Source organism: Microvirga sp. P4_A5 (genome assembly GCF_056402495.1).
Map to the genome: position 1 here is coordinate 1 of NZ_JBFUHH010000059.1, position 26,319 is coordinate 26,319.

The 26,319-nt window shown below is 64.8% G+C and carries 25 protein-coding genes and 1 pseudogene; 7 read left to right on the top strand and 19 right to left on the bottom strand.

Going from position 1 to position 26,319, the window contains the following annotated elements:
* The 11 genes from AC1DVM_RS15140 to AC1DVM_RS15190 form a co-directional block, all read right to left on the bottom strand.
* Positions 1-1,009 (bottom strand): serine--tRNA ligase (locus tag AC1DVM_RS15140; RefSeq protein ID WP_477255567.1); only part of this gene is annotated, 1,009 nt, incomplete at its 3' end.
* Positions 1,010-1,108: 99 nt separating this feature from the next.
* Complete coding sequence (tatC, locus tag AC1DVM_RS15145; RefSeq protein ID WP_477255527.1) at positions 1,109-1,915, bottom strand: twin-arginine translocase subunit TatC; 807 nt, start codon at positions 1,913-1,915, stop codon at positions 1,109-1,111.
* Positions 1,912-2,508, bottom strand: a complete 597-nt coding sequence (tatB, locus tag AC1DVM_RS15150; RefSeq protein ID WP_477255529.1) for a Sec-independent protein translocase protein TatB — start codon at positions 2,506-2,508, stop codon at positions 1,912-1,914. Before tatB ends, tatC begins: the two co-directional genes overlap by 4 nt.
* A 61-nt stretch (positions 2,509-2,569) precedes the next feature.
* Positions 2,570-2,818, bottom strand: a complete 249-nt coding sequence (locus AC1DVM_RS15155; RefSeq protein ID WP_477255531.1) for a twin-arginine translocase TatA/TatE family subunit — start codon at positions 2,816-2,818, stop codon at positions 2,570-2,572.
* Between the two features lie 56 nt (positions 2,819-2,874).
* Positions 2,875-3,999 carry an ABC transporter ATP-binding protein gene (locus AC1DVM_RS15160; RefSeq protein ID WP_477255533.1) on the bottom strand — a complete coding sequence of 375 codons (1,125 nt, stop codon included), beginning with the start codon at positions 3,997-3,999 and terminating at the stop codon, positions 2,875-2,877.
* Complete coding sequence (gene scpB / locus AC1DVM_RS15165; RefSeq protein ID WP_477255569.1) at positions 3,996-4,688, bottom strand: SMC-Scp complex subunit ScpB; 693 nt, start codon at positions 4,686-4,688, stop codon at positions 3,996-3,998. The genes AC1DVM_RS15160 and scpB overlap by 4 nt, the downstream gene beginning before the upstream one ends.
* A 10-nt stretch (positions 4,689-4,698) precedes the next feature.
* Positions 4,699-5,499, bottom strand: a complete 801-nt coding sequence (locus tag AC1DVM_RS15170) for a segregation and condensation protein A (protein ID WP_477255535.1) — start codon at positions 5,497-5,499, stop codon at positions 4,699-4,701.
* 42 nt (positions 5,500-5,541) lie between these two features.
* Positions 5,542-6,555: a beta-N-acetylhexosaminidase gene (gene nagZ, locus AC1DVM_RS15175; protein ID WP_477255537.1), complete on the bottom strand. Its 1,014-nt coding sequence runs from the start codon at positions 6,553-6,555 to the stop codon at positions 5,542-5,544.
* A 55-nt stretch (positions 6,556-6,610) separates the two neighbouring features.
* The gene (locus AC1DVM_RS15180) at positions 6,611-7,993 is read right to left on the bottom strand and encodes an SPOR domain-containing protein (RefSeq protein ID WP_477255539.1); all 1,383 of its coding nucleotides are present in this window, start codon (positions 7,991-7,993) and stop codon (positions 6,611-6,613) included.
* Positions 7,994-8,098: 105 nt separating this feature from the next.
* A complete protein-coding gene (gene argS / locus AC1DVM_RS15185; protein ID WP_477255540.1) occupies positions 8,099-9,859 on the bottom strand; it encodes an arginine--tRNA ligase in 1,761 nt (586 codons plus the stop codon).
* A 48-nt stretch (positions 9,860-9,907) separates the two neighbouring features.
* Complete coding sequence (locus AC1DVM_RS15190; protein WP_477255542.1) at positions 9,908-11,116, bottom strand: deoxyguanosinetriphosphate triphosphohydrolase; 1,209 nt, start codon at positions 11,114-11,116, stop codon at positions 9,908-9,910.
* Positions 11,117-11,209: 93 nt separating this feature from the next.
* Between AC1DVM_RS15190 and erpA the strand changes: the two genes are divergently transcribed.
* The gene (erpA, locus tag AC1DVM_RS15195) at positions 11,210-11,536 is read left to right on the top strand and encodes an iron-sulfur cluster insertion protein ErpA (protein WP_477255544.1); all 327 of its coding nucleotides are present in this window, start codon (positions 11,210-11,212) and stop codon (positions 11,534-11,536) included.
* A gap of 78 nt (positions 11,537-11,614) precedes the next feature.
* A complete protein-coding gene (locus AC1DVM_RS15200; RefSeq protein WP_477255546.1) occupies positions 11,615-13,462 on the top strand; it encodes a hypothetical protein in 1,848 nt (615 codons plus the stop codon).
* Between the two features lie 6 nt (positions 13,463-13,468).
* Here AC1DVM_RS15200 and AC1DVM_RS15205 read toward each other — a convergent pair whose 3' ends face one another.
* Positions 13,469-15,787, bottom strand: coding sequence for an NADP-dependent malic enzyme (locus tag AC1DVM_RS15205; protein ID WP_477255548.1), 2,319 nt, complete (start codon positions 15,785-15,787; stop codon positions 13,469-13,471).
* Positions 15,788-15,887: 100 nt separating this feature from the next.
* On the opposite strand from AC1DVM_RS15205, the gene AC1DVM_RS15210 reads away from it, so the two are divergent.
* Positions 15,888-16,508 carry a CatB-related O-acetyltransferase gene (locus AC1DVM_RS15210; RefSeq protein ID WP_477255550.1) on the top strand — a complete coding sequence of 207 codons (621 nt, stop codon included), beginning with the start codon at positions 15,888-15,890 and terminating at the stop codon, positions 16,506-16,508.
* Positions 16,509-16,619: 111 nt separating this feature from the next.
* On the opposite strand, the gene AC1DVM_RS15215 is transcribed toward AC1DVM_RS15210, so the two are convergent.
* From AC1DVM_RS15215 to AC1DVM_RS15230, 4 genes are all read right to left on the bottom strand, one after another.
* Positions 16,620-17,486, bottom strand: a complete 867-nt coding sequence (locus tag AC1DVM_RS15215) for a glycosyltransferase family 2 protein (protein WP_477255551.1) — start codon at positions 17,484-17,486, stop codon at positions 16,620-16,622.
* A complete protein-coding gene (aspS, locus tag AC1DVM_RS15220; RefSeq protein ID WP_477255571.1) occupies positions 17,483-19,291 on the bottom strand; it encodes an aspartate--tRNA ligase in 1,809 nt (602 codons plus the stop codon). The genes AC1DVM_RS15215 and aspS overlap by 4 nt, the downstream gene beginning before the upstream one ends.
* 171 nt (positions 19,292-19,462) lie before the next feature.
* Entirely contained in the window at positions 19,463-19,642 is a 180-nt protein-coding gene (locus AC1DVM_RS15225; RefSeq protein WP_477255553.1) for a hypothetical protein, read from the bottom strand.
* A gap of 57 nt (positions 19,643-19,699) precedes the next feature.
* Entirely contained in the window at positions 19,700-19,885 is a 186-nt protein-coding gene (locus tag AC1DVM_RS15230; RefSeq protein WP_477255555.1) for a hypothetical protein, read from the bottom strand.
* 517 nt (positions 19,886-20,402) lie between these two features.
* Between AC1DVM_RS15230 and AC1DVM_RS15235 the strand changes: the two genes are divergently transcribed.
* The 4 genes from AC1DVM_RS15235 (at position 20,403) to rnd (ending at position 23,956) form a co-directional block, all read left to right on the top strand.
* Complete coding sequence (locus AC1DVM_RS15235; protein ID WP_477255557.1) at positions 20,403-21,644, top strand: HlyD family secretion protein; 1,242 nt, start codon at positions 20,403-20,405, stop codon at positions 21,642-21,644.
* The gene (locus AC1DVM_RS15240) at positions 21,641-22,144 is read left to right on the top strand and encodes a cysteine peptidase family C39 domain-containing protein (protein WP_477255559.1); all 504 of its coding nucleotides are present in this window, start codon (positions 21,641-21,643) and stop codon (positions 22,142-22,144) included. The genes AC1DVM_RS15235 and AC1DVM_RS15240 overlap by 4 nt, the downstream gene beginning before the upstream one ends.
* Entirely contained in the window at positions 22,099-22,704 is a 606-nt protein-coding gene (locus AC1DVM_RS15245) for an ATP-binding cassette domain-containing protein (RefSeq protein ID WP_477255573.1), read from the top strand. The genes AC1DVM_RS15240 and AC1DVM_RS15245 overlap by 46 nt, the downstream gene beginning before the upstream one ends.
* 85 nt (positions 22,705-22,789) lie before the next feature.
* Positions 22,790-23,956, top strand: coding sequence for a ribonuclease D (gene rnd / locus AC1DVM_RS15250; protein WP_477255561.1), 1,167 nt, complete (start codon positions 22,790-22,792; stop codon positions 23,954-23,956).
* Between the two features lie 19 nt (positions 23,957-23,975).
* On the opposite strand, the gene AC1DVM_RS15255 is transcribed toward rnd, so the two are convergent.
* The 3 genes and pseudogenes from AC1DVM_RS15255 to AC1DVM_RS15265 all read right to left on the bottom strand — a co-directional run.
* A complete protein-coding gene (locus tag AC1DVM_RS15255; protein WP_477255563.1) occupies positions 23,976-24,524 on the bottom strand; it encodes an NUDIX domain-containing protein in 549 nt (182 codons plus the stop codon).
* Positions 24,525-24,535: 11 nt separating this feature from the next.
* Complete coding sequence (gene ppx / locus AC1DVM_RS15260; RefSeq protein WP_477255565.1) at positions 24,536-26,059, bottom strand: exopolyphosphatase; 1,524 nt, start codon at positions 26,057-26,059, stop codon at positions 24,536-24,538.
* Between the two features lies 1 nt (position 26,060).
* Positions 26,061-26,319, bottom strand: a pseudogene (locus tag AC1DVM_RS15265) (RNA degradosome polyphosphate kinase); the annotation flags it as partial.

Genomic DNA, 26,319 nt, shown 5'->3' on the forward strand with positions numbered 1-26,319 from the left:
GCATCCGCTCGTGCTCGTCGGCGGAAGTCTCGGGCGTCGTGATCGAGACGAGTTCGCATTTGGTGAATTGATGCTGCCGGATCATCCCGCGCGTATCGCGTCCGGCAGAGCCCGCCTCGGCGCGGAACGATGGCGTGAGCGCGGTGAAGCGCAGAGGCAGTTCGTCATCGGTGAGGATCAGTTCGCGCACGAGATTGGTGAGGGGGACTTCGGCGGTGGGGATGAGCCAGAGATTAGATTGCGCTTCTGCATATAGCTCTGCAACCTTCGCCTTATCTCCCTGTGCTGCCGCCTCTTTGGCTGCATTCAGGTTTGCTTCCGCCTCTGCTCGATCAAGCTGCCGCGTGGCCATGAACTGATCATCGCGAAATTTTGGCAGTTGTGCTGTCCCGAACATCGCGTGGTCGCGCACCAATAACGGCGGTGAGATTTCCGTATAACCGTGCTCGTTGGTGTGCAGGTCGATCATGAACTGGCCGAGCGCCCGCTCGAGCCGCGCCAATCCCTTTTTCAACACGACGAAACGCGCGCCCGACATCTTCGCGGCGGCCTCGAAATCCATCATGCGAAGATCTTCGCCGATCTCGAAATGCTGCTTGGCGGAAGCGAGGTTCTTCGGATTGCCGACGCGGTGGCGTTCGACGTTGCCGTGCTCGTCCGCGCCTTCCGGCACGTCGTCCTTGGGCAGGTTCGGAATCGCCGCGAGGGCGTCGTGCAGCTCCTTCTCGGCGGCGCGCTCCTCCTGTTCGAGATGCGGCAGGCTCTCCTTCAGCGCCGAGACCTGGGCCATCAGCTCCTGCGCCCGCGCCTCGTCCTTCCGGGCCTTGGCCTGGCCGATTTCCTTGGAGAGCGCATTGCGGGTCTCGGTGGCGGCCTGGAGCCCCGAGATCGCGGCCTTGCGGCGGTCGTCGAGGGCGATCACCTTCGCGGACAACGGCTCCAGACCCCGCTTGACCAGGCCCTGATCGAACCTTTGGGGATTCTCGCGGATGGAACGGATGTCATGCATGGGATTAAGGACCGTGCTCACAATGACGCGGTCCACTCGTGATCGGACCGCCTCACCCAGAATGCCAAGGTTGGCGGTCGGCTGGAAGGGTCTTGGGGCCTATCCGGCTGCCGCGCGCGCGGCCTCGGCTTCCGCACGCTTCTTCTCCACCATTCGGACGGAGATGATGGATGCCTCGTAAAGAAGCAGCGTGGGCACCGCAAGCGCGAACTGGCTGATCACGTCCGGTGGCGTCAGGACGGCGGCCAGCACGAACACCACCACCACCGCATAGCGGCGCTTGTCCTTGAGGAATTGCGAATCGATGATTCCGGCGCGCGCCAGCAGGGTCAGCACCACGGGGAGCTGGAAGCAGACCCCGAAGGCGAAGATCAGCGTCATGATGAGGGACAGGTATTCGCTGACCTTGGGCAGGAACTCGATCGCGGGGCTGGTATCGGTGGCGATCTGCTGCATCCCCACCGAGAACCGCATCAGAAGCGGCATGGCGATGAAATAGACCACCGAAGCGCCGACCGCGAAGAGAACCGGGGTTGCCACCAGATAGGGCAGGAAAGCCMGCCGCTCGTTCTTGTAGAGACCCGGGGCGACGAACTTGTAGATCTGCCCGGCAATGACCGGGAAGGCCAGAAATCCCGCCCCGAACGCCGCCACCTGGATCTGCGTGAAGAGATATTCGAGCCCGTGCGTGTAAACGAGATGCGCCTTTTCGGGCGATCCGACCGCATTCACATAGGGCCAGACCAGAATGTTGTAGATCACCTTCGCGCCCGCGAAGCAGACGAAGAACATCAGCACGAAGGCGATGAGCGCCTTGATCAGGCGCGCGCGGAGCTCGGTCAGGTGCTGGATCAGGGGCGCGCGCGACGACTCGACCTCGTCCTCTTCGACAATCGGGTCGGTCATTCGGCTTTGGAATCCGGTTTGGCTGGAGCCGCGGGCACCACAGGGTTTGGCGCGGTGGGCTCGGAGGAGAACGTGACCGGCACGGGCCGCAATTCCTCGGCCAGCGCCTCGGTGCGGTGAACATCCGCCTCGTGATTGAGGGTCGAGGTGAACGATTCGAGCGGATCGACGACCGGCGGCACCGAGGAGCCCGGCAGAACCACCGGCGGCTCCATGGGCGCGACCGGATGGGCTTCGCCCCTCCCCTGCGCGGCCGCCTCGCCGGCGATCTCGGTCGCCGGCTTGTCATGCGAGGCGGCAGGCGCCTCGATGGCGCCTTTCAGCTCGTCGCGGATGGCCTGGATCGGATTGAGCCCGCCCTTGTGAATCGACGACACGGAATCGTTCATCCCCTGCAACTGCTTCTTCACGTCGTCGAGCTCGGCCTCGCGCATGGCCTCGTTGAACTGACCTTGAAACTCCGCCGCCATGCGGCGGATCTTGGAGGTCATRTTGCCGACGGTCCGCAAGGCCTTTGGCAGATCCTTCGGGCCAATGACGATCAACGCAACGGCGCCGATCACCATCACCTCACCCCAGCTCATGTCCAACATGAAGCGGTCCCGACCTTGCCGTTAGTTTTGAAAGTACGTCGGCCTCGCGGCGTCTCGCCGATCAGCCGATCTTGTGGTCCGAGGTCGCGTTGGTCGTGGTCGCGGCTGACGGCGTCTGATGATCGATCGTGCGGACAGGATCGGTCGGCGACACGGTCTTTTCGGGCGCGTCCTCGTCGGCCATGCCCTTCTTGAACGCTTTGATGCCCTTCGCGACATCGCCCATCATGTCGGAGATCTTGCCGCGCCCGAAGAGGAGCACGACGATCAGACCGACGACGATCCAGTGCCAGATGCTAGCACCACCCATGATAACCTCCTGCGCCTCCGCGGGCGCGGCGTTAGAATTTCGAACGTGGGGCCAACCTAGGGATCTGACGCGGCGAAAACAAGGACATCCTTCGGGTCGATCTCGATCCCGACGTCCTGACCTTCCTTTATGCCGACCGAATCGTGAATTCGGCCCTGCAACGGCCGCTCGATGCCCTGCACGTCGATATAGACGAGGTCGACCTCGCCGAGGAAGCGGCGCGACACGATCCGGCCGGGCAGGCAGAATCCCGCCGGTTTGAGTCTCAGTCCTTGCGGGCGGATACACACCACCGCTGGACCGTCGGGGACGCCGGGGGCCGCGAAGACGCCCACGGGGCAAGAAACGCGGCCGTTTCGCACCTCGCCCGGCACCTCGTTGAAATCGCAGAAGAACCGGGCGGCGAAGAGATTGGCGGGGGAGGAATAGAGTTCCTCGGAGGGTCCCTGCTGGATGATGCGGCCCGCCCGCATGAGGACGATCCGGTCCGCGATCCGCATCGCCTCCTCGGGGTCATGGGTGACCACGATGGTGGTGGCGCCGGTTTCCTTGAGAATCGCGACTGTCTCGTCGCGAACGGCGTCCCGCATCCGGCGATCCAGATTGGAAAACGGCTCGTCCATCAGCAGCACGCCGGGGCGCGGCGCGATGGAGCGCGCCAGGGCGACCCGTTGCTGCTCGCCTCCCGAAAGCGTGTGGGGATATTCGTCCGCGTAGCGCTCCAATCCCACCCGCGAGAGGGCGCGCCTGGCGGCGATCGCGGCCTCGTTGGCGGATAGTCCGGTGAGGCCGAACATCACGTTCTGCTGCACGCTCATATGCGGAAAGAGCGCGTAATCCTGAAACATCAGCCCGATGCCGCGACGCTCCGGTTCGATGAAGCCTTCAGGCCCGCTCGCCTGCTGACCGTCGATGAGGACCCGGCCGGAACTCGGCGTCTCCACGCCGGCGGCGATGCGCAGGAGAGTGGTTTTGCCGCAGCCGGAATGGCCGAGGAGGCAGACCAGTTCGCCGGGAGCGATGACCAGGGACACGTCGTCGAGCACGGTCGTCTCGCCGAATGTCTTGACGATATGCTCGAAGGTGAGCTGGGCAGGGATCGACGCGCCCGCCGTGCCGCGCTGGCCCCATCGTGGCAGGCGAAACCGGTCCTTTCCCCTCGCGGGGATGGGTTCGGTCATTCGTCGCCGTCTCCGAGCACGATGGGCTCGAAGAGATCGTCCTGATCGAGCGGGTCCTCGTCCTCACGAAGCGTATTGTCGTCGGACGGGACGGGAACGGAGAGGTCGGAGGGCACGCGGCCTTCGAGGAACCCCGCCCCTTTGAGCTCTTCGAGACCCGGAAGGTCGTCGATGGCATCGAGGCCGAAATGGTCGAGGAAGTCCGGCGTCGTGCCGTAGGTGACGGGGCGCCCCGGCGCGCGCCGGCGTCCCCGCAGACGAACCCACCCGGTTTCCAGCAGAAGATCGAGTGTGCCCTTCGAGGTCGCCACCCCGCGGATTTCCTCGATCTCGGCGCGCGTCACCGGCTGGTGATAGGCGACGATGGCCAGCGTCTCCATGGCGGCGCGGGAGAGTTTCTTCTGCTCCACCACGTCGCGGGACAGGACGAACGACAGATCGCTCGCCGTGCGGAAAGCCCACCGGCCCGCCACCCGCACCAGATTGACGCCACGGCCTGCATATCGGTCCGACAGCTCTTCGAGAATCGCCGTCACGTCGACGCCCTCGGGCAGCCGGCCGGCGAGTTCCTCGGCACTGAAGGGTTCGGCGGACGCGAACAGCAGCGCCTCGGCGATGCGCAGCGCCTCGCCGTGATCCGGGCCGGAGCGGTTGTCGGGGATCGCGTCTTCGACCCGGTCGTCGGTCATGCTGTCCATATCAGGCTCCTGCGTCCACGGGGTCGGGCACCGCCTTCACCCAGACCGGCGCGAACGCCTTGTCCTGCCGGACGCTCAATTTGCCCTCGCGGACCATTTCCAGGGTCGCCGAGAGGGTCGAGGCGAGAATGGTCGGGCGCATGGCCGGCTCGACCATGAATTCGAGCAGATAACCGTCGAGCCGGGTCCAGTCCTTCAGATGCCCGACGAGGCGCTCCAGAGCGTCCCGCGCCTCGGCGAGGGTCCAGACATTGCGGACATGCAGCTGGACCCTGCTGTTGAACTGGATCTGCCGCTGACGCGCATAGGCGGCCAGCAGGTCGTAGAGGGTCGCCTGATAGATCGAATCCTTGTGGATGACCACGGGTTCCGGCGCCCCCCGGGCAAACACGTCGCGACCGAGCCAGTTGCGCTCGCCGAGCTTGCGGGCCGCCTCGCGGATGGCTTCCAGGCGCCGCAGGCGCAACGCCAGGGCGGTCGCCAGATCCTCGGCGCTCGGCTCCTCGCCCTTCGGCGGTTCGGGCAGCAACAACCTCGATTTGAGGTAGGCGAGCCACGCCGCCATCACGAGATAATCCGCCGCGAGTTCGAGCCGCATGCGGCGGGCTGCTTCGATGAAGGTGATATACTGCTCGGCCAACGCCAGAATCGAGATCTTGTGGAGGTCGACCTTCTGCCGCCGGGCAAGCTCCAGCAGCAGGTCGAGGGGACCCTCGAATCCGTCGACATCGACCAGGAGAGCGGGTTCGCCATCGGCGCGCTCGACGCGGTCGGTCTCCTCAAAAGGTAAGGCGTTCGCCATCAATCCATCTAATCGTTCGAGCCGATTCGCAGCTTCGGCCCCTTAGGCGACCATCGCAAGCGCGGCGTCAAGCCTGGCGCGGGCATCCACAGGATCGAGGGGTTCGGGCTCGTGCCGGATGCGCTGCAGGGCGGCGTCCGCCCGGCGAAGCGCGTCGCCCGACAGGATCGGCGCGGCCTCGGCGACCTCCGCCATTTCCTCCATGACCCCGTTGCAGTGGAGGGCCATGTCGCAGCCGGCCGAGAAGGCCGCCTCGGTCTTATGCCGGAACGTGCCCGACAGAGCCTTCATGGACAAATCGTCGGTCATGACGAGGCCGTCATAGGCGAGGTGGCCGCGGACGATCTCATCCATGACGATCCGTGAGGTCGTCGCGGGGTTCTCCGGGTCGAGCGCCGTGTAGACGACGTGGGCCGTCATGGCGAGCGGCATGTCGGTGAGCATCCGGAACGGCGCGAAATCGTGGCGCTCCAGCTCCTCGCGCGAGGCGTCCACCACCGGGAGCGCCAGATGGCTGTCGGCTCCGGCGCGGCCGTGGCCAGGCATGTGCTTGATGACCGGCAATACGCCGCCGGCGAGCAGCCCCTCGGCAGCGGCCCGGCCGAGGATCGCCACCTGTTCGGGCGTCCTGCCATAGGCCCGGTCGCCGATCACGTCATGGGCACCCGGGGTCGGGACGTCGAGGACCGGCATGCAATCGACATTGATGCCGACGGCCCTCAGGTCATGGGCGATCAGGCGAGCGCCCAGGCGCGTGAGTTCGCGTCCGACGAGCGGGTCGTCCGTGTGGAGCGAGCCGAGAATCCGGCCGGACGGGTATTTCGGCCAGTGCGGCGGTCCCATCCGCTGGACCCTGCCGCCTTCCTGATCGATCAGGATCGGCGCGTCCCCGCCGACGCTGTCCCGCAAGGCGGCGCACAAAGCTGCGACCTGCGCGGGGTTGTCGACGTTGCGCTTGAAGAGGATGAAACCCCACGGCATCGCCTCGCGGTAGAAGGCGGCCTCATTGGGCGTGAGAGACAGGCCGGAGCATCCGGCGATCAAGGCGCGGGTCATCCCCGCGCCTTACGTCCCCTGCCGGGCAGGGTCAAGAAGTGTCGGCTCGACGGACCTAGTTCTTCGCCACGAAGCACTGGCCACCCTGCCCCTGGACGGCGGAACAGATCTGCGAGGCGTCGTCTCGCGACATCGGGCCGGCGCGGACGCGGAACACCGTGCTGCCGTTGATCTCGGCCTTGCGGATCAGCGCCGGCTGGCCGGCGAGTTCCTGGTATTTCTTCTGGAACTGACCAAAGGCCGCCTGCGCGTCCTTTTCCGAGCCGCGCACGCCGAGCTGGACCGAGAAGCCGCCGAGAGAGGCCTCCGCGGGTGCGGCGGCCGCGGGCGCGGTCGGCTGGATCGAGGCCACCTTCTGCGGCGCTGCCGGGGTTTCGGTGGCGGCCACAGGCGCGGGTTTCGCGGCGGGAGTGGCGGGCGCGGGGGTCGCGGCGACAGGCCGTGGCGCAGGCGCAGGTGCCGCGGCCGGCGCAGGCGGGCTTGCGGCCGGCATGGTCATGGCGGGGGGAGCGGCCACCGTCGCGACCTTGGCCTCCGGCTCGGGACGCGCCAGGGTGCCGTCGGGCTTGATCGAGATGGTGCGGACCTTGCGGGGCTCGCCGAGATTCAATCCGCCGCCCGCGTGCGGCGCAGGGCCGGCCGAACCGGTCGCATCCGCGACCGAGCCGCCATTCATGCGGACGGTCTGCTTGACGTCGACGGGCTGCTCGGAATTGCTCACGACCTTCGTGGTGCCGCTCTGGGCGCGCTCGTAGATCTGCTTGTTCTGGTTGGGGATCTCGACCCCACCCGGATTCTGCGGCGCGACCTTGATGGGCTCGTTGCTGGCAGCGATCAACGGCGGCTCACCGCCGGTAATCGCGGCCGAACCGCCGCTGAACATGAACGCTCCGGCGGAACCCAGCGCCACCACGCCGAGGATCGCCCCCAGGGCGAGGACGCCCTTGCGGGACCGGCTGCGCGGCGGCTGATAGGCGGCCTCGTCGTATTGGCCGGCATGAGGATCGCCGTTGCCGTCGTAGTAATCCTGCGCGTAGCCGTCCTGGCTGTAGCCGTGCTGATCGTATTCGGCGGGAGCGGCGGCAACCGGCTGCTGATAGCCGTAAGCGGGCGCCTGCGGTTCCTCGTCGTGGAGATTGTCCTGAAAATCCACCGGCTGGCGCGCGCTGTGCTGGGCGTAGGAATCGCCGACGGCTGGGCCGCGGGCCGCGAAAAGCGGCTCGCGCCGTTCCGGCTGCGACGCATGGCCGCGCGTCCGCTCGCCGGCGAGCAGCGCCTCGAACGGGTCGTCCTGCCCCCCGATGCGGGCAAGGTCCGCCAGCGGATCGTGACGTCCACCCAAGGAGGCATGGGAAGGCGGGGCAGACTGGGCCTGCGCGAGTTGACGTTCGATCTCATTGAGATCGACCGCGAAATGGGGCTTCTGTGTTCCGCTCATAGCGCCGGACCTCCGGTAATCCGACACACACCTTGAGTGCTGCGTCGGCACGACGTGACGGCTTCCGGTGCAATAGACCAGAAACGATACTCCGTTTCTAGCTCTCTAGCGCATTTCGTCGGGAGCCGTAACGCCCAGGATAGCAAGACCTGATGCCAGGACGCCCTTGAGGGCATACACAAGAGCCAGTCTCGCTTTCGTTGAATCTTCATCACTTTGATTAACAAAGCGTAATTGCGGCAAGTCTTTGCCCTTATTCCACAAAGAATGAAAGGCGCTGGCCAGATCATAGAGGTAGAATGCCGCACGATGAGGCTCGTGTGCCTCTGCGGCAGCCTCGATCATTCGCGGATATTGGGCGATGCGGTGGATCACATCCATCTCGGCTTCATCGCTCAACACGGACAAATCTGTGGCCGCGAGCGTCTTCGCCGAAAAGTCTCCGCCGGGGAAAGCCTCACCGGCCTGCCGCAGCACGGACGCGCAGCGGGCATGGGCGTATTGCACGTAGAAGACCGGGTTGTCCTTCGATTGTTCCACCACCTTGGCGAGATCGAAATCGAGCGTCGCGTCGTTCTTGCGGAACAGCATCATGAAGCGAACGGCATCCCGGCCCACCTCATCCACGACTTCACGCAACGTCACGAAGTCGCCTGAGCGCTTCGACATTTTCACCGGCTCGCCGCCCCGGAGCAGCTTCACGAGCTGGCAGAGCTTCACGTCGAGATCGCCCTGATTGGCCGTGACGGCCTTCACGGCCGCCTGCATCCTCTTGACGTAGCCGCCATGATCCGCGCCCCAGACGTCGATCATCTGGGCGAAGCCGCGCTCGAACTTCGAGTGGTGATAGGCGATGTCCGAGGCGAAATAAGTGAACGATCCGTCCGATTTCAGAAGCGGCCGATCCACTTCGTCGCCGAACGCGGTGGCGCGAAACAGCAATTGCTCGCGGTCCTCCCAATCCTCGTCCTTCTGGCCCTTCGGAGGCGCCAGGCGGCCCATATAGACGAGGTCGCGGGAGCGCAGATCCTCGATGGTCCTCGCGACTTCGCCGCCGCCGTTTTCCTGCAGCGACCGCTCGGAAAAAAAGACGTCGTGGTGAATGTCCAGCGCGGCGAGATCTTCGCGGATCATGTCCATCATCATGTCGATGGCGACATTGCGCACGAGCGGGAGCYAGTCCGCTTCGGGCTGGTCGAGCAGGCTCGCGCCATGGTCGCGCGCCAGCCTCTCGCCGACGGGTTTCAGGTAGTCACCTGGATAAAGACCCTCCGGAATCGCGCCGATATCCTCGCCGAGCGCTTCCCGGTAACGCAGGAACGCCGACCGGGCGAGGACATCCACCTGCGCACCCGCGTCGTTGATGTAGTATTCGCGGCTCACCTTGTGGCCGGCGAAATGCAGCAATTCCGACAGGGCGTCGCCGAACACCGCGCCGCGTCCGTGGCCCACATGCATCGGCCCCGTGGGGTTGGCGGAGACGAATTCCACGTTCACCGGCTTGCCGGCGCCCTGCCCGCTGCGACCGAACCCGTCGGTGTCGAGCAAGGCGGCTCGCAGGATCTCGTGCAGCACATGGGCTTTCAGCTTGAGATTGATGAAGCCCGGCCCGGCGATCTCCACCTTCACCACGCGCGGATCGCCCGCGAGATCGGCGACGATCAATTCGGCGAGCGCACGCGGGTTCATCCGCGCTTCCTTGGCCAGCACCATGGCGGCATTGGTGGCCAGATCGCCGTGAGAGCTGTCACGTGGGGGCTCGACGACGACGCGGCTCACATCGAGCCCGGCCGGGATCTGTCCGGCTTCGGCCAAAGCGCCGAGAGCATCCGCCACACGTTTCTCAAACAGCCCGAAGATGTTCATAAGACCTGAATCCGATAGGGCCTGTGGCCCTGAAAAGCTTTGGCGCGCCTAGCGCAAGTCAGGCGTCACGTCAAACAGGCGCTGGTGTTCGAGAACCGCGTAGCTGTCCGTCATCCCCGCGATGTAATCCGCCACACGGCGCGCGAGACGCGCCTGGTCGTCCGGCGAAACACCCGCCTGCCATTCATCGGGCATCGCCGCAGGCTCGCGCATGAAGCGGGCGAACAGGTCGTTCAGGATGGAATCCGCCTGCTGCCTCACCGCCATCACGTGCGGGTGACGGTACATGCGGGGGTAGAGAAATCCTTTGATGGCGACATCATTGGCCTGCATCGCCTTGGAAAACCCGATCGTGGTCTGGCCCGCCTGCCGGATCGCCTCGGCGTTCGCCGGCCCAAGCACGGAGAGCCGCCTCTCTCCTTCGGTCACCACGTCCTCGACGAAATGCGTGATGACCCGGCGGACGAGCTCGTGGATGCGGCGGGACAGGTCGAGGCCCGGATAGCGGCCATCGATCTCCCGCAGGAGCTCGTCGAGGAACGCGACCTCCCGCAGCGCCTCGATGTCGAAGAGCCCCGCCCTCAATCCGTCATCGATATCGTGAGCGTTGTAGGCGATATCATCCGCCACGGCGGCCGCCTGCGCCTCGCCACCGGCATGGGTCGCCAGTTCAAGATCCTGGACGGCGTTGTATTCGAGGATCGCGAGGGGCACACCCCGCGCCGCATAGCGCAGGGTCGGCTGGCCAGCGCTGTCGAGAAGCGGCCCGTTATGCTTCACYAGCCCCTCGAGGGTTTCCCAGGTCAGGTYGAGACCGTCATAGGCGGCGTAGCGGCGCTCCAGCCGGGTGACGATCCGCAGCGCCTGGGCATTGTGGTCGAAGCCCCCGAACGCTGCCATCCGGGCCTCCAGCACATCCTCGCCCGTATGGCCGAAGGGGGTGTGGCCAAGGTCGTGGGACAGCGCCAGCGCCTCCGCCAGATCCTCGTCGAGCCCGAGCGAACGGGCGAGCGCCCGGGCGATCTGGCTGACCTCGATGGTATGCGTGAGGCGGGTGCGGAAATGATCGCCCTCGTGATAGACGAAGACCTGCGTCTTGTGCTTGAGGCGGCGGAAGGCGGAGGAATGGATGATCCGGTCCCGATCCCGCTGGAATTCGCTCCGGGTCGGCGAGACGGGCTCGGAATGCAGGCGTCCCCGAGTGCCGCGCGGGTCGCACGCGTAAGGCGCTTGCCATCTCTCGCCAAAGGGCCGCACGCATCATCCCCGGGTTGAAGCTTCCTGCCTGCGCACTTACCTTGCTCTCAGGGCGTTGTCCAAGATAACGTCCGCCCGAGGACCCAAGCGACCATGAGCGACCTGACACTGACCGAACGCGCCGCCCGCCGGATCAACGAGATCATGGCGAACGAACCGCAGGGATCGATGCTGCGGATCAGCGTGAACGGCGGCGGCTGCTCGGGCTTCCAATACGCATTCGACGTGGATGCCGCCCGCCAGGACGACGATCTGGTGGTGGAAAAGGATGGCGCGACCGTGCTCGTGGACGAGGTCTCGATCCAGTATATCGACGGCTCGGTGATCGATTTCGTAGACGACCTGATGGGCCAATCCTTCAAGATCGAGAATCCGCATGCGACGGCCTCGTGCGGCTGCGGAACGTCGTTTTCGCTCTAGATCGACGCCAGAACACTATTTCGTTGCGACCATTGCCCGCCCGTGGCACCACCGGCGGGTTGTTCATTTGAGGTCATCATGAGGCGTCTTCGTCAGGGTATCGTGGGTGGGGTTGTGCTGTTTGCTGGGCTGGCGGTCTCGCAGGTCGAGATCCCCGTCGTCCGCAACCTGTCCACGGGCATTGTGGACATCGGCTCCATCAGCGTCCCGCTCTGGAGCGCCGCCTTGGCGCAGGAGGCCCAGACGCTGACGCTGGAGAATGTCCGCGTCACCTTCGGCGGGGCAGTCTATGAGGCCAACCGGGTCGACGTCGCGGGCCTCGCCGGGTCGCGGGCCGACCTCGACGCGCTCCTCTCTTCCGCCTCGACCGAGCCGATGGCGGCGCGCCTCGGCCGCATCAGTGCAAGAGTCGTGACCATCCCGGAACTGACCGTGACGACAAAGATGGCCCGCGAGACACGCAGCGGGACATACAATCGGATCGTCATGAGAGACGTGGTCGCGGGGAAGCTCGCGGAGGCCACCGCCGAATCCGTCACGGGCGAAATCGTCGACGATAAGAATCAACGCGTGCCTTTCAGCGCCGCGCGGTTGATGGTGAGCGATGTCGACCTGGCCGCGATGGCCCGCCTGCAGGAAGTGCGCGCGACCGGACCCGACGAACCATGGTCCAGGCTCTCCGGCACGTTCTCGCTCGAAAATCTGGAAATGCTCGAGCCGGCCAGCAAGTCACGGATCAAGTTCGGCCGTTTTTTGGGGCGGGACCTGATGGGCCGTCCGACGCAAGAGACACAGTCCGAAATCGCGGCCTTTCTCTCCGATTTCAGCAGCCGCGAGACGCACACGGACGCTGAAAACATGCGAGCCCTCAAGACGGCCGGCGACGTCCTTGACGCCTTCCGGATCGGATCGATCGAGGTGAGTGGCGTCGAGGTTCAAATTCCGGGCGACGCCAAGGCCGAGGACGGAACCGTCAAGATCGCTCGCGTCTCCTATGCGGCGGCGGCTTCCACCACACCTTCCGACATGCGCATGGAGGGCTTCGAACTGCTTTCGCCCGAAGCGCGCATGACGATCGCCAGCACCAGCCTGAGCGGTTTTTCCTTCGCTGCGACGATCGAGGGCTTGAAGAATTTCGACGGGAAGGAATTTGCGGATATCTCCGCCGCCGATTGGCGCGCTCTGATCCCGACCATCGGCACCTACCGCCAATCCGGCGTCGAGATCGATATGCCGAAAGGGCCTAAGCCCATGAAGGCTGCGTTGAAGGATTCCGAGTTCACCGCCGACAAACCCCTGAACGGCATCCCCACCAATATCCGGCTCGCATGGACCGGGTTCTCGCTCCCCCTTCAGGAGAACGGGTCGGACGATTGGGCCAAGGAGTTGCGGGCGCTGGGCTACGGGGCCATCGATGTCTCCTTCGCGCTTGCGCTGAACTGGAACGCCGAAACCAGTGAGATCGCCATCACGGAGTTGAACCTGGCCACGAAGGATATGGGCCGGGTGTCGGCGACCGGGGTCCTGGGCAACGTCACGAAGGAAGCGTTCAGCCCCGACAAGGGCGCGGTCGCCGCGGCGCTTCTGTCTGCGAAGGCGAAGTCGGTGACATTGCGCATTGAAGACGGCCGGGACCTGCTGAATCGCGTCATCGCCAAGGCGGCCAAGGACCAGAAGACCACGCCCGCCAAGTTGCGGGATTTCTACGCCGAGGGCGCCGGGATCGTCGGCGTGAGCCTGCTGGGAACCTCGCAATCGGCCAGCACGATCACGAAGAGCGTGGTCGATTTCATCAAGGACCCGCGCAGCCTCACTCTGACGGCCACGCCGCAGGCGCCTTCCGGCATCACCATGCTGGAACTGATCGCAACCCAGGACCCCAAGAAGATTCTCGAAAAGGTCGACGTTTCGGCCAAAGCCGAGTAACGCGGTCTAGATTCCGGCGCAGATCGCCGCCCCGGCGAGCTCCGCTTCGGCCGCCTGCGCCTCGACCACCGCGATCGCCGTGAGATTGACGATCCCGCGCGCCGTCACCGACGGGATGAGCACGTGCGCCGGTTTCGCCGGGCCGATCAGGATCGGGCCCACGGGGAGCGAATCCGCGAGAATTTTCGAGAACTGGAACGCGATGTTGGCCGCGTCGAGATTCGGCATGATGAGGACATTCGCCTCGCCCTTGAGGCGCGAGTCCGGGTTCACCTTCTCGCGGATCATTTCCGACAGCGCCGCATCGGCCTGCATCTCGCCGTCGACTTCGAGGTCCGGCGCGCGCTCCTGAATGAGCGCCAAGGCATCGCGCATCTTGCGGGCCGAGCGGGTATTGGCGGCGCCGAAATCCGCGTGCGAAAGCAGCGCGATCTTCGGCTCCAATCCGAACCGCCTCACATGGCTCGCGCAGGCGATCGTCATGTCGGCAATCTCCTCCGCATTCGGATCCGGCTGCACATGCGTGTCGGCGAGGAAATAGGCGCCCTTGGAGGTAATGACGAGCGAAAGGGCCGCCATCTCGTGGACGCCCGGCGAGAGGCCGATGATATCCTTGATGTGTTTCAGACGGGATTCGAACCGTCCTTCGAGACCGCAGATCAGCGCATCCGCATCGCCGCGCCGCACCGCGAGCGCGCCGATGACCGTGTTGTTGGTGCGCACCAGGGTTTTGGCCGCATCCGGCGTGATGCCCTTGCGTACCGCCGCTTCCACATAGGTGGCGACGTAGTCGCGATAACGCGGATCGTCCTCGGGATTGACGAGGTCGAAATGCCGGCCGATTTCGAGGCCGAGGCCGTAGCGCTTGATGCGGGCCTCGACCACGTTGGGGCGACCGATGAGCGTGGGCTTGGCGATCCCCTCCTCGACGATGACCTGCACGGCGCGCAGGACGCGCTCGTCCTCGCCTTCGGCATAGATCACCCGCTTGGGATTGGCTTTGGCCTGCGAGAAGAGCGGCTTCATGATGAAGCCCGAGCGGAACACGAAACGCGCGAGCGAATCCGTATAGGCTTCGAGATCGTCCAGCGGCGTCTTGGCGACGCCCGAATCCATCGCGGCCCTCGCCACCGCGGGCGCGATGCGCAGGATCAGGCGCGGGTCGAACGGGCTCGGGATGAGGGATTTCTTGCCGAAGGGATGCGCCTCGCCGCCATAGGCCCGCGCCACCACTTCCGATGGCGCCTCGCGCGCAAGACCGGCGATCGCCTTGACGGCCGCGGCCTTCATTTCCTCGTTGATGGTCGTCGCGCCGACATCCAGCGCGCCCCGGAAAATGTAGGGAAAGCACAGGACATTGTTGACCTGGTTGGGATAATCTGACCGCCCGGTGCAGATCATCGCGTCGGGACGCTCGGCCTCGGCTTCCTCCGGCATGATCTCCGGATAGGGATTGGCGAGCGCCATGATGAGCGGATCAGGCGCCATCATGGCCAAGTGCTCGGGCTTCAGGACGCCGCCTGCCGAAACGCCGAGAAACACGTCCGCGTCCGTGATGATGTCGGCCAGCGTGCGCGCGTCGGTCTTCTGGGCATAGACCGATTTCCAGCGGTCCATGAGCTCGTTGCGGCCGTCATGGACGACGCCTTCGATATCCGACACCCAGATGTTCTCGCGCTTGGCGCCGAGCGACACGAGCAGGTTGAGGCAGGCGAGAGCGGCGGCGCCCGCGCCCGAGGTCACGATCTTCACGTCCTCGATGCGCTTGCCGGCGAGTTCGAGGGCGTTCGTCACGGCGGCGCCCACGATGATCGCGGTGCCGTGCTGGTCGTCATGAAAGACGGGGATGGCCATGCGCGCCTTGAGGCGCTCCTCGACCTCGAAACATTCCGGGGCCTTGATGTCCTCGAGGTTGATGCCGCCGAAGGTCGGCTCCAGCGCCGCGATCACGTCCACAAGCTTGTCGACGTTGAGCTCGTCGATCTCGATGTCGAACACGTCGATGCCGGAGAATTTCTTGAACAGGACCGCCTTGCCTTCCATCACGGGCTTCGAGGCGAGCGGGCCGATATTGCCCAGACCCAGGACGGCGGTGCCGTTGGTGATGACGGCGACGAGGTTCTGACGCGACGTGAGGTTCGCCGCTTCCGCCGGATCGGCCGCGATCGCCTCGCAAGGGGCGGCGACGCCGGGCGAATAGGCGAGCGCGAGGTCGCGCTGGTTGCCGAGGGGCTTGGTTGGCTGGATCTCGAGCTTTCCCGGACGCGGATAGCGGTGGTAGAAGAGCGCTCCCTGCTTTAGATCCTGAGAGATGTTGTCAGCCATCCCAAACGCTCCTCACGCTATTTGTTGTTCGCTGGTTGGATGCCCTTGTGCGCGCCCTGCCCCCTGCCGTCAACGCCGTTCGCGCGGCGGGCGCTGAGCCATGAGCCTTCGTCACCGGTTGAAAAACTGGCGCAATCCCCACAACCAGACCGACCTCCATCTCGCGGACCTGGCGCGGCGCTACGGCTTCGACATCGGGGCGTTCAGCTATGGACGTCCGAAGGTGCGTTTCCCGCAATCCGGCCGCAAGCTCACGATCGGGCGCTTCTGCTCGATCGCCGACAAGGTGGAGATCCTGCTGGGCGGAAATCACCGTGTGGATTGGGGCACCACCTACCCGTTCTCCGCCCTGCCCGCGCTCTGGCCTTCGGCACCCGACACGGACGATTATCACGGGTCACGGGGGGACGTGACCATAGGCCATGATGTGTGGCTGGGTTCGGGCGCTACCATCCTGTCGGGCGTCACCATCGGGCATGGCGCGGTGATCGCGGCCCAGGCGGTCGTGACCCGGGACGTGCCACCCTACGCCATCGTCGGCGGCAACCCCGCCAAGGTGATCCGTTACCGTTTCGACGAGACGCTCGTGGCGGCTCTATTGGAGGCGCGGTGGTGGGACCTCCCGCGCGAGCGCATCGCCACCTTGATTCCGCTGCTCCAGAGCGAGCGGGTCAAAGAGCTTGTGGCGGCGATCCGGGTGCTCCGCGCGCAATCGAGTTGATCGAACTGCGAAGTCTTGGCGCGGCTCCCCACCTCTCCCCGAGGGAGAGGTCGAGGTCCGACCTCTCCCTCGGGGAGAGGTGAAGCGGAGGTCGGTCTCTCTACGATCTGGCTACGACAAACCTTCGCGTTTCAGCGCGCCCTTGCCGCGTAGAAAGGCCCAGGCTCCCGCCGCAGAGCCCGCATAACGCTCGATCAATTGGCGCCGAAATGTCAGGCAGACGCCCAGTGTTTTCAGCCCGTTGATGAGAAACATGCCGAGCGCCGGCCCCGGCAATCCGTATTTGCGGCTCACATAGGCGCGCGACCAGGCCTGGTGCCAGCGGGACTTGAAGATGCGGCCGGCCTTCGGCCCGCTCGACCGCCCTCGCCCGTGGCGCACAATGGCCTGTGGCACATAGACCAGCGACGCGCCGCTATCGGCGATGCGGCGGCAGAGATCGTCATCCTCGTAGAACAGGAAGATGTTTTCGTCGAAGCCGCCGAGGCGCAGGAAAAGCTCCCGCCGGACGAGGAAACAAGCGCCGGAGAAAAACGGCGCGCAGGCCTCGCCGTCGGGCAGCGCATGCCGGCCTGACGGGTTGGTGAGATAAGGCGCCAGCAGCGAGCGGGGCTGAAAGAAAACGCGGCCGCTCGGCTCCACGATCTGCGGGGCGAACAGCCCGGCATCGGGATAGCGCCCGGCCGCGTGCAGCAAGGCCGCCACCGCGCCTTTTTCGACGAAGACGTCCGGGTTGCAGATGAGCAGGAACTCGCTCTGCGCGGCGCGCGCGCCGGTATTGTTGGCGCGACCATAGCCTTCGTTGCGCAGGTTGCGGAGAACCCGCGCTCCCCGCTCTTCCGCCATGCCCCTGGTGTCGTCGAGCGATCCGTTATCGACGACGATGACCGGCACATCCTCCGCCCGCAAGGCATCGAGACAATCCGGCAGCGCATGGGCGCTGTCGAACGTCACCACGATGGCCGTCGCCGGGATCATTTTTCCTGCAGGTTCAGACGGACGTGCAATTCGCGCAATTGCTTGGGTGAAACGTCGGACGGTGCGCCGAGCAGCAGGTCTTCGGCGCGCTGATTCATGGGGAACAGCGTGATCTCGCGCAGGTTCACCGCGCCGCAGAGAAGCATCACGATGCGGTCGATGCCCGCCGCCATACCGCCGTGGGGCGGCGCGCCGTAATGGAATGCGCGGTACATGCCGCCGAAACGCTCCTTGACCTCGTCCTCGCCGTATCCCGCGATCGCGAAGGCTTTCACCATCCGATCGGGACGATGGTTGCGGATGCTGCCCGATGCAAGCTCGTAGCCGTTGCAGACCATGTCGTATTGAAGGGCGGTGAGCTTGAGGATTCTGTCCTTGTCAGACGGATCGAGGGCCATGAACGCTTCGTCGTCGAGGTCCGCCATCGAGAAAGGGTTGTGCGAGAAGTCGATCTTCTTCTCGTCCTCGTTCCATTCATATTGCGGGAAGTCAACAATCCACGCGAAAGCGAACTGGTTCTTGTCGCCAAGGCCCAGTTCGTCGCCGATGCGCACCCGCGCCTTGCCCGCGAGCGAGGCTGCCTTGTCTTCCGTGCCTGCCGAAAAGAACACCGCGTCGCCCGCCTTGAGGCCGGCCTTGTCGCGGATCGCCGCCTGGACGTCTTCGGGAATGAACTTGGCGATCGGTCCCTTGCCGATGATCTTGCCGCCCTCGTCCTCGAACACCACGTAGCCGAGGCCCGGAGCGCCTTCCGTGCGCGCCCATTCGTTGAGCTTGTCGAAGAAGGACCGCGGCTGCGAGGCGGCGCCCGTTGCCGGGATCGCGCGCACGACGCCCCCCGACTTGATGACGTTCTTGAACGCGTTGAAGGTGACTTCCTCGCGCGCGAACTCGTCCGACACGTCGGCGATGATGAGCGGGTTGCGCAGGTCGGGCTTGTCGGTTCCGTATTTGAGAAGCGCGTCGAAATATTTGATGCGCGGGAACACGTCCGTGACCGGCTTGCCTTCGGCGAATTCCTTGAACGTATCGCGGATGACCGGCTCCATGGTCTGGAACACGTCCTCCTGCGTCACGAAGCTCATCTCCACGTCGATCTGGTAAAATTCGCCCGGCAGGCGGTCGGCGCGCGGGTCCTCGTCGCGGAAACACGGCGCGATCTGGAAATAGCGGTCGAAGCCCGAGATCATGATGAGCTGTTTGAATTGCTGCGGCGCCTGCGGCAGGGCGTAGAACTTGCCGGGATGCAGGCGGGACGGCACGAGGAAGTCGCGCGCGCCTTCGGGCGAAGAGGCCGTCAGGATCGGCGTCGTGAACTCGAAGAACGCGCTCTCCTTCATGCGGCGGCGGATGCCGTCGATGATGGCGCCGCGCTTCATGATGTTCTGGTGCAGCTTCTCCCGGCGCAGGTCGAGATAGCGGTAACGCAGGCGTGTCTCTTCGGGATATTCCTGATCCCCGAAGACCGGCATGGGCAGCTCGTCCGCCGGGCCCAGAACCTCGATCTCGGTGATGTAGAGTTCGATCATGCCGGTGGGCAGGTCGGCGTTCTCGGTGCCGGCGGGACGCTTGCGGACCTTCCCGTCGACCCGGATCACCCATTCGGACCGGGCCGTTTCAGCAAGCTTGAAGGCCGGCGAATCCGGATCGATGACGCATTGGGTCATGCCGTAATGGTCGCGCAGATCGATGAACAGCACGCCGCCATGGTCCCGGATGCGATGGCACCAGCCGGACAGGCGGGCGATCCCGCCCACGTCGGATTCGCGGAGCGCACCGCAGGTGTGGGAGCGATAGCGGTGCATGGGCATGGAAGAGGCGGACATGGGAGCCTGCTGAATTAAGCCTGATCGGAGAGAAACGATCCGGCAACATTCATGGCAGGTGGGGGATGTCAAGACGGAAGGCTCAAATCCCGCGCCTCAGGCAGAGCCGGGCGGCTGGATCATGCCCGGCTCTGGTTTGAGGTGGCTCGGTCAGCCCGTGATGACAGGAACTTCTCCGACCTTGCCCCCGTTGCCGGCTCCGCAACGTCTGCCGCCGGCGGCCTGCAGCAATTGCTCAACGCCGAGTTCGACGATGACGACCTGCGGCTGCAAGGCGGGATCGATCGCAACGCTCGCGTTCTGGTCGACTTTCCTCGCTTCAATGTTCATGGCAAATATCCTACAAGCAAGTTTCAAATTTCCGACACTTGGAACGCGGCCAAGGGCTCAGCCGGTCACAACCGGAACTTCCCCGACCTTGCCGCCGCTGCCGGCGCCGCAACGCCTGCCGCCTGCCGCCTCGACAAGGTCGTCGTCGCACAGTTTGATCATGGGGAATGGAAACGCGCCGTCCCAATCCGAAACAAGTCCCAGATCTTCATCGCGCAAAGGAAAAATCACGGAGTTCGTCATCGTTGTCTCCTGGTCCACGGCCGTCGTCGGTTGCGGCATTGGTTGATCGGCGGCTCGGTAGTTTCACTACACAACGGAATAACATTGCCGACAACCAGCTGCCGGTTTAGGAGCGAACGGTTGCTTCGTGAACTAAATCTCATCATGCGTTTTCGCATAAGGAAATTATCATTTCCTCATAGCAAGAGCGACAAATTCCAATGCCATGCCGCTTTTTTAGATTGCGAAAATGCATGAAATTCGGGTGTGCTTCCGCACCTGTTTCCGCATTTAAGAGGCAAACCGAGCCGTACGCGCCGCTGCGTCATTGCTGCCGCCGTTCAACCGCAGGCGGTAGCGTGCCGCAGAAACCTGACAGCCGGTCGATTCTTCGGGCGGAAGGCGGCGCGCATATTTCCATGCAACTCTAGACGTTGTATCGTTACATATGCGATGGTCGCCGATTGCCTGCGGAACGCGGCGGCGAACTTTCATGGTCGTTCGCGCGACCGCCTTAGCAGACATTCAGAGGTCGCGTGTGAAAGAGAGTTTTTTCCGCAAGGAGGTTTTGCCCGGCACCGACAAGACCGCCGCTTTCATCCCAGTGGCTCCGATCTCGTGGACCATGCTCGGCGTGGCGCTCGTAGTCGCGACGAGCGCCCTTCTCGTCTTCATCGTCACCGCCGGATACGCGCGCAAGGAACCGGCGAGCGGAACGTTGATCTCGACCGCCGGAGTGGTGCGGGTTTCCGCGCGCAGTGGCGGCGTGGTGACAGGTCTGGTCATCAGGGAAGGCGATCACGTGCAGGCGGGCCAGCCTCTCTTCACGATCGATTCCCAGCAGGGCCTCGAGAGTGGCGGCACGCTCGCGGCGGCGTTGCTGAAGAGCCTCGACGCGCAGATGGGGCTCATCTTGCAGCAGATCGAAGCCGAGCCCACCCGCATCGCCAACGAGATCGTGCGCCTCGACGCTGCCATCGCGAGCGTGAAGGCGCAGCAGGACGCCATCGGCGCGCAACGGCGGCTGCAGGCGGAGCGCATCGATGCGGCCGAGGAACGCCGCCGCGCGCTGACCCAGCTCTATCAGAAGGGGAACACCACCAAGGTCGCGCTGCAGGAGCAGGAGGGCGTCCATCTCGCCGCCCGTCAGAGCCTCGCCGATCTCGACCGGCAATTCGCCGCGACCGAGCGCGAACTGGAACAGGCCCTGCTCCAGCGCGAACAGCTTCCGGTGCAGCAGAGCGAGCGGCTTTCGCAATTGCGGCTGAGCCTCGCTGATCGCGAGCGGGAGCGCTCGGAGACGGCAGCGCGCGGCGCACAGGTCGTGAGATCGCCGGTGAGCGGACGCGTCACCGCGTTGCAGGTGAATAACGGGCAGATCGTCGACCAGAGCCGGCTCCTGCTGACCCTCGTGCCGGAGGGTGCGGAGCTGAAGGCGGAGCTCTTCGTGCCAAGCCGCGCCATCGGCTTCGTCAAGCCGGACCAGCAGGTGCGCCTGATGGTGGATGCTTTTCCGTTCCAGCATTTCGGCATTCAGAAAGGCGTCGTCGAATCGGTATCGCAGACCGTGCTGGCGCCCAACGAAATTCTCGGCACCGTCGCGCTGAGAGAGCCCGCTTACCGCGTCACCGTCCGTCTCGATCGCCAGAGCGTCGAGGCCTATGGCCAATCGGTTCCGTTGCAGCCCGACATGAGTCTCGCGGCCGACATCGTTCTCGAGGAGCGCTCGCTCGTCGCCTGGCTGTTCAATCCCCTGCTCACGGCCCGGGGGCGGATGTGAACCTGCTCGACAAGATCGACTTTTTCGGCCGGTCCGGACTGCCGGTGATCCTTCAATCGGAAGCCGCTGAATGCGGTCTCGCATGTCTGGCGATGATCGCCACCCATCACGGCCACGAGACGGACCTGATTTCCCTCAGGCGCCGCTTCTCGATCTCGATGAAGGGGACGACGCTCAAGGATATTCTCACCCTGGCGCAGCGTCTGAACATGACGGGCCGCGGCCTGCGCCTGGAGCCGGCGCAACTCAAGGACATCAAGACCCCGTGCATCCTGCACTGGGACATGGACCATTTCGTCGTCCTCAAGGAGGTGAAGGGAAACCGGGTCGTCGTGCACGATCCGGCTTTCGGCCGGCGCATCTACACGCTGACGGAAGCGGGCCGGCATTTCACCGGCATCGCGCTCGAACTCATTCCCACCGGCTTCACATCGAGCCTGGTGAATTCGTCGCCATCACCGGCCCGTCGGGCGGTGGCAAGACGACGCTCCTCAAGGTGATGCTGGGACTCTTCAAGCCGAAGAGCGGGAGCGTGATGATCGACAACGTTCCCCTCGACCATCTGGGGCTGCAAACCTTCCGCGCCCAGATCGGGGTCGTCATGCAGGACGACCACATGCTGTCCGGTACGCTGGCCGAGAACGTCACCTTCTTCGACACCCGGCCGGATATCGAATGGGTCCGCGAATGCGCGCGCAATGCTGGCATCGACGACGAGATCATGGCGATGCCGATGAATTACGGCACCCTGGTGGGCGACATGGGCACAACCCTCTCCGGCGGTCAGCGCCAGCGCGTGCTCCTCGCCCGCGCCCTCTATCGCCGGCCGCGTATCCTGTTCATGGACGAGGGCACCTCCAGTCTCGATCTCGACAAGGAGCGGGAGGTGAACCGCGCGCTGGCAAAACTCCGGATCACCCGCGTGGTCATCGCCCACCGCCCCGACACCATCCGGGCGGCCGACCGGACGATTCTGCTCGCCGACGGAAAAGTCGCCCCCGCCCCGGATTTCGCATCCCGTGAGCCGCGAAACCGGGTGGGTACGCTGGGCGCTGCGTGACTGGCGAAAAATTGCCGGTGACGAGGGATTTTCGGCTCAAAAGACGGGTCGCAGGATCGCGCCGGTTCGGCTAAAAGCCTTTTCTATGGACCTGATTACCTCGACCGACGCCCTCGCGGCAGCCTGTGCCCGCCTTGCCGCCCATCCGTTCGTGACGGTGGATACGGAGTTCCTGCGCGAGACGACATATTATCCGAAGCTCTGCCTGATCCAGATGGCGGGACCCGACCCCGCCGAGGCGTTTCTCGTCGATCCCCTCGCGGAGGACCTGAGCCTCGAGCCTTTCATGGCGTTGATGGCCGATCCCTCCGTCACCAAGGTCTTCCACTCCGCCCGCCAGGATCTGGAGATCGTCTGGAACATCGGGCAGATCGTTCCGGCGCCCCTGTTCGACACCCAGATCGCCGCCATGGTGTGCGGCTATGGCGATTCCGTTTCCTACGAGCAACTGGTCAACGACCTGGCCAAGGCCCGCGTCGACAAGTCCTCCCGCTTCACCGACTGGTCCCGCCGCCCCCTGACGGAAGCCCAGCTCGTCTATGCGCTATCCGATGTCACCTATCTGGTGACCGTCTACCAGGAATTGCTGGCGCAGCTCGAAAAGAGCGGCCGCCTCGCCTGGCTCAGCGAGGAAATGTCGGTGCTGACCTCGCCCGAGACCTATCAGGCGGATCCCGAGAATGCCTGGAAGCGGCTCGTGGGACGTCTGCGCAAGCCCAAGGAAGTCGCGGTGCTGATGGAGATCGCCTCCTGGCGCGAACGGGAGGCGCAAKGCCGCGACGTTCCGCGCGGGCGCATCCTCAAGGACGACGCCCTGGTCGATCTCGCGGTCTCCGCTCCCCGGTCCGTCGAGGCGCTCGGTCGCCTGCGCTCCATCCCCAACGGTTTCGAGCGCTCCCGCACCGGCGCCGACATCCTGGAGGCCGTCGAGCGCGGCCTTGCCCGCGATCCCGCAACCGTCCCGGTCCCCGAGCGCTCGCGCGGACGCGGCTCGGCAGGCGCCGTGGTGGAATTGCTGAAGGTCCTGCTCAAGGCCGTCGCCGAGGAAGAAGGCGTCGCGCCGAAAATCATCGCCACCGTCGACGAGCTGGAAGCCATCGCCGACAGCGACAGCGCCGACGTGCCGTCGCTGAAAGGCTGGCGGCGGGAGCTGTTCGGCGACAAGGCGCTGGCGTTGAAGAATGGCGAGTTCGGACTGGTGTTGGAACGCGGTCGGGTGAAGGCGCGACCGGTTCCGGCGGTAGCGGTTTAGCCTCGGCGCCCGCTCTCTCCTAAACCAGCCCCTTCAAACCGAGCAGCCCAAAGGCTGCGACGCTGGCCGCGTCCTTGATTTCGCCGTCGAGCATCATCTGCTTGACCTGCGCGATCGGGAAAGCACGGCAGATCATGTCCTGCTCTTCTCGCTCCCGGTTCGCCTCGCCTGCTTCGAGATCCTGCGCAAGGTAGATATCGTAGCCCTGCGTCGAGTAGCCGTAGCATTCGTAGAGATGCCCCACATGCGTCATCCGGCGGGCGAGAAGGCCGGTTTCCTCGCGCAGTTCGGCGCGGGCGAGATCGATGGGATCCTTCCCGGGGTCGTGTTCCCACGAGCCTTGCGGAAACTCCCAGAAGCGACCCTTCACCGGATAGCGATATTGCTCGACGAGATGGATCATGCCGTCATGCAGCGGCACGATCAGCGCGAAATCGGGCTTCTCGACAATTCCGTAAATCCCCGCCGAACCGTCGCGCCGCATGATGTCGTCTTCGCGCACCTTCATCCAGCGGTTTTCGTAGACGAGGCGCGAGCGGAGGGTTTCGATGTCGGGTGATTTTGACATGCGCCGAACGCCTAGACGATCTCGATCAACGGATCGAGATTGGTCAATTTTCCAAGCGCCCGCATGCGCCCGGTCAGCCGCTCATTGGCAAGGTCGGCCATGGTTTTCGGCAATTGCAGAACGACATTGCGTCCACGCAGGAGCAGCGGCGTTCGCGGCAGGACGCCCTCCATGGCGACGGAAACCGGATAGGCGACGCGCATGAGCGCGGCGAGCAGGCGCGCCCGCTCCATCAGGCGAGTCCCGGCGAGCGACTTGATGCGCGAGCCCACCTTGTCGGGCGAGAGACCCTCGTGGCGGAAGAAGATCGCCAGCGCCAGATAAGCGCGACCCGGATGATCGAGCCCCGCGAACGCCCCGTAGGCGATCAGATTGAGACTCTGCTCGCCGCGATAATCGGGATGTGCGCGCCAGCCGATATCGGCGAGAAGGCAGGCTGCGTGACGTAAGCGTCGTTCGGATTCGGTTTCGGGAAGCCCGACGGAGTCGATGAACTGGCTGGTCCAGACCCAGAGCTCCTCCGCATGGCCCGGAGAGCGGGACCGCAGCAGGTTGAGATCCTCGGTGGCGGAGAGCAACGGATCGCGCTTCTGCGTCGCGGTGTCGAGCTTCTGGTACAGGACGCCCTCGCGCACGCCGTAGGCCGAGATCGCGATCTCCTTCGGCTGTCCGAGGCGGATGATTTCTTCGAGCAGGATCGACCCGTAGGCGAGCAATGGGCGGCGTGCCTCGGAGACGCTTTCGATGTCCTTCAAGGTCTTGGCGTCCGCTCCTTCCACCAGATGGAGGAAGTCCAGAGTGTCGGCGGGATCGATCATGTAGGCGTGCATCACATGCAGCGGATAATCGGTCGCCGCCTGATGCAGGCGCGCCAGCGCGCGCCAGGTTCCGCCGACCGCGTAGAACGTCCGTCCATGGAGATGTTCGAGATATTCGGGAGCGCGCTCCAGCGACGAGCGGATGATTTTCTGGGCCTTCTTGAGCGAGCCGCCGCTCATGTCCTGCAGCGCCAATCCGCCGAGCGGCATGGTGACGCCCTCGCCCACGCTCGCGCGGCTCACGTCCACGAGTTCGAGGCTGCCGCCGCCCATGTCGCCCACGAGGCCATCGGGAGCATAAAAGCCGGACAACACGCCGAGCGCCGACAATCGCGCTTCCTCGGCGCCCGACAGAAGCGCGATTTCCTGTCCGCACGCCTTCGACGCGGCTTCGAGGAAAGCAGCGCCGTTCGTCGCATCGCGGGCAGCCGCCGTCGCGAGGACGAACACGTCCGAGACGTTCATGGTCTTGCAGAGAACGCGGAAACGGGCGAGTGCGCGCAGGGCGCGCTCCGCCGCTTCTTCGTCGAGCCGCCCGGTCGTCGCCACATGGCGACCGAGGCCGCAAAGCACCTTTTCGTTGTAGATCGGCGTCAACGACCGCGCGAGCCCTTCATAGGCCACGAGACGCACCGAGTTCGATCCGATATCGATGATCGCGACCGGCTGACCGATCTTGAGGCGCCCCTGCGCTTCCCGCCTGTTGAGAAGATGCATCTCAGCGATGCCCGCGTTTCGCCAACGCCTTCGGGCTCGACGTCTTCAGCGATTTGCCCCGGCCCGACAAGCTTGGATTGGTCATGAAGTACCTGTGCGCATTGAACGGTTCCTCGCCCTTCGCCAGCGTGATCCGCTGGCTCGTGCCGTCGGACAACACGTTCCAGCTTTGCTCGTTGTCGAGGAGGTTCGCGAGCATGATCTGTTCGAGGACCTGCTGGTGAACGGTGGGATTGAGAATGGGCAGAAGCGCCTCCACC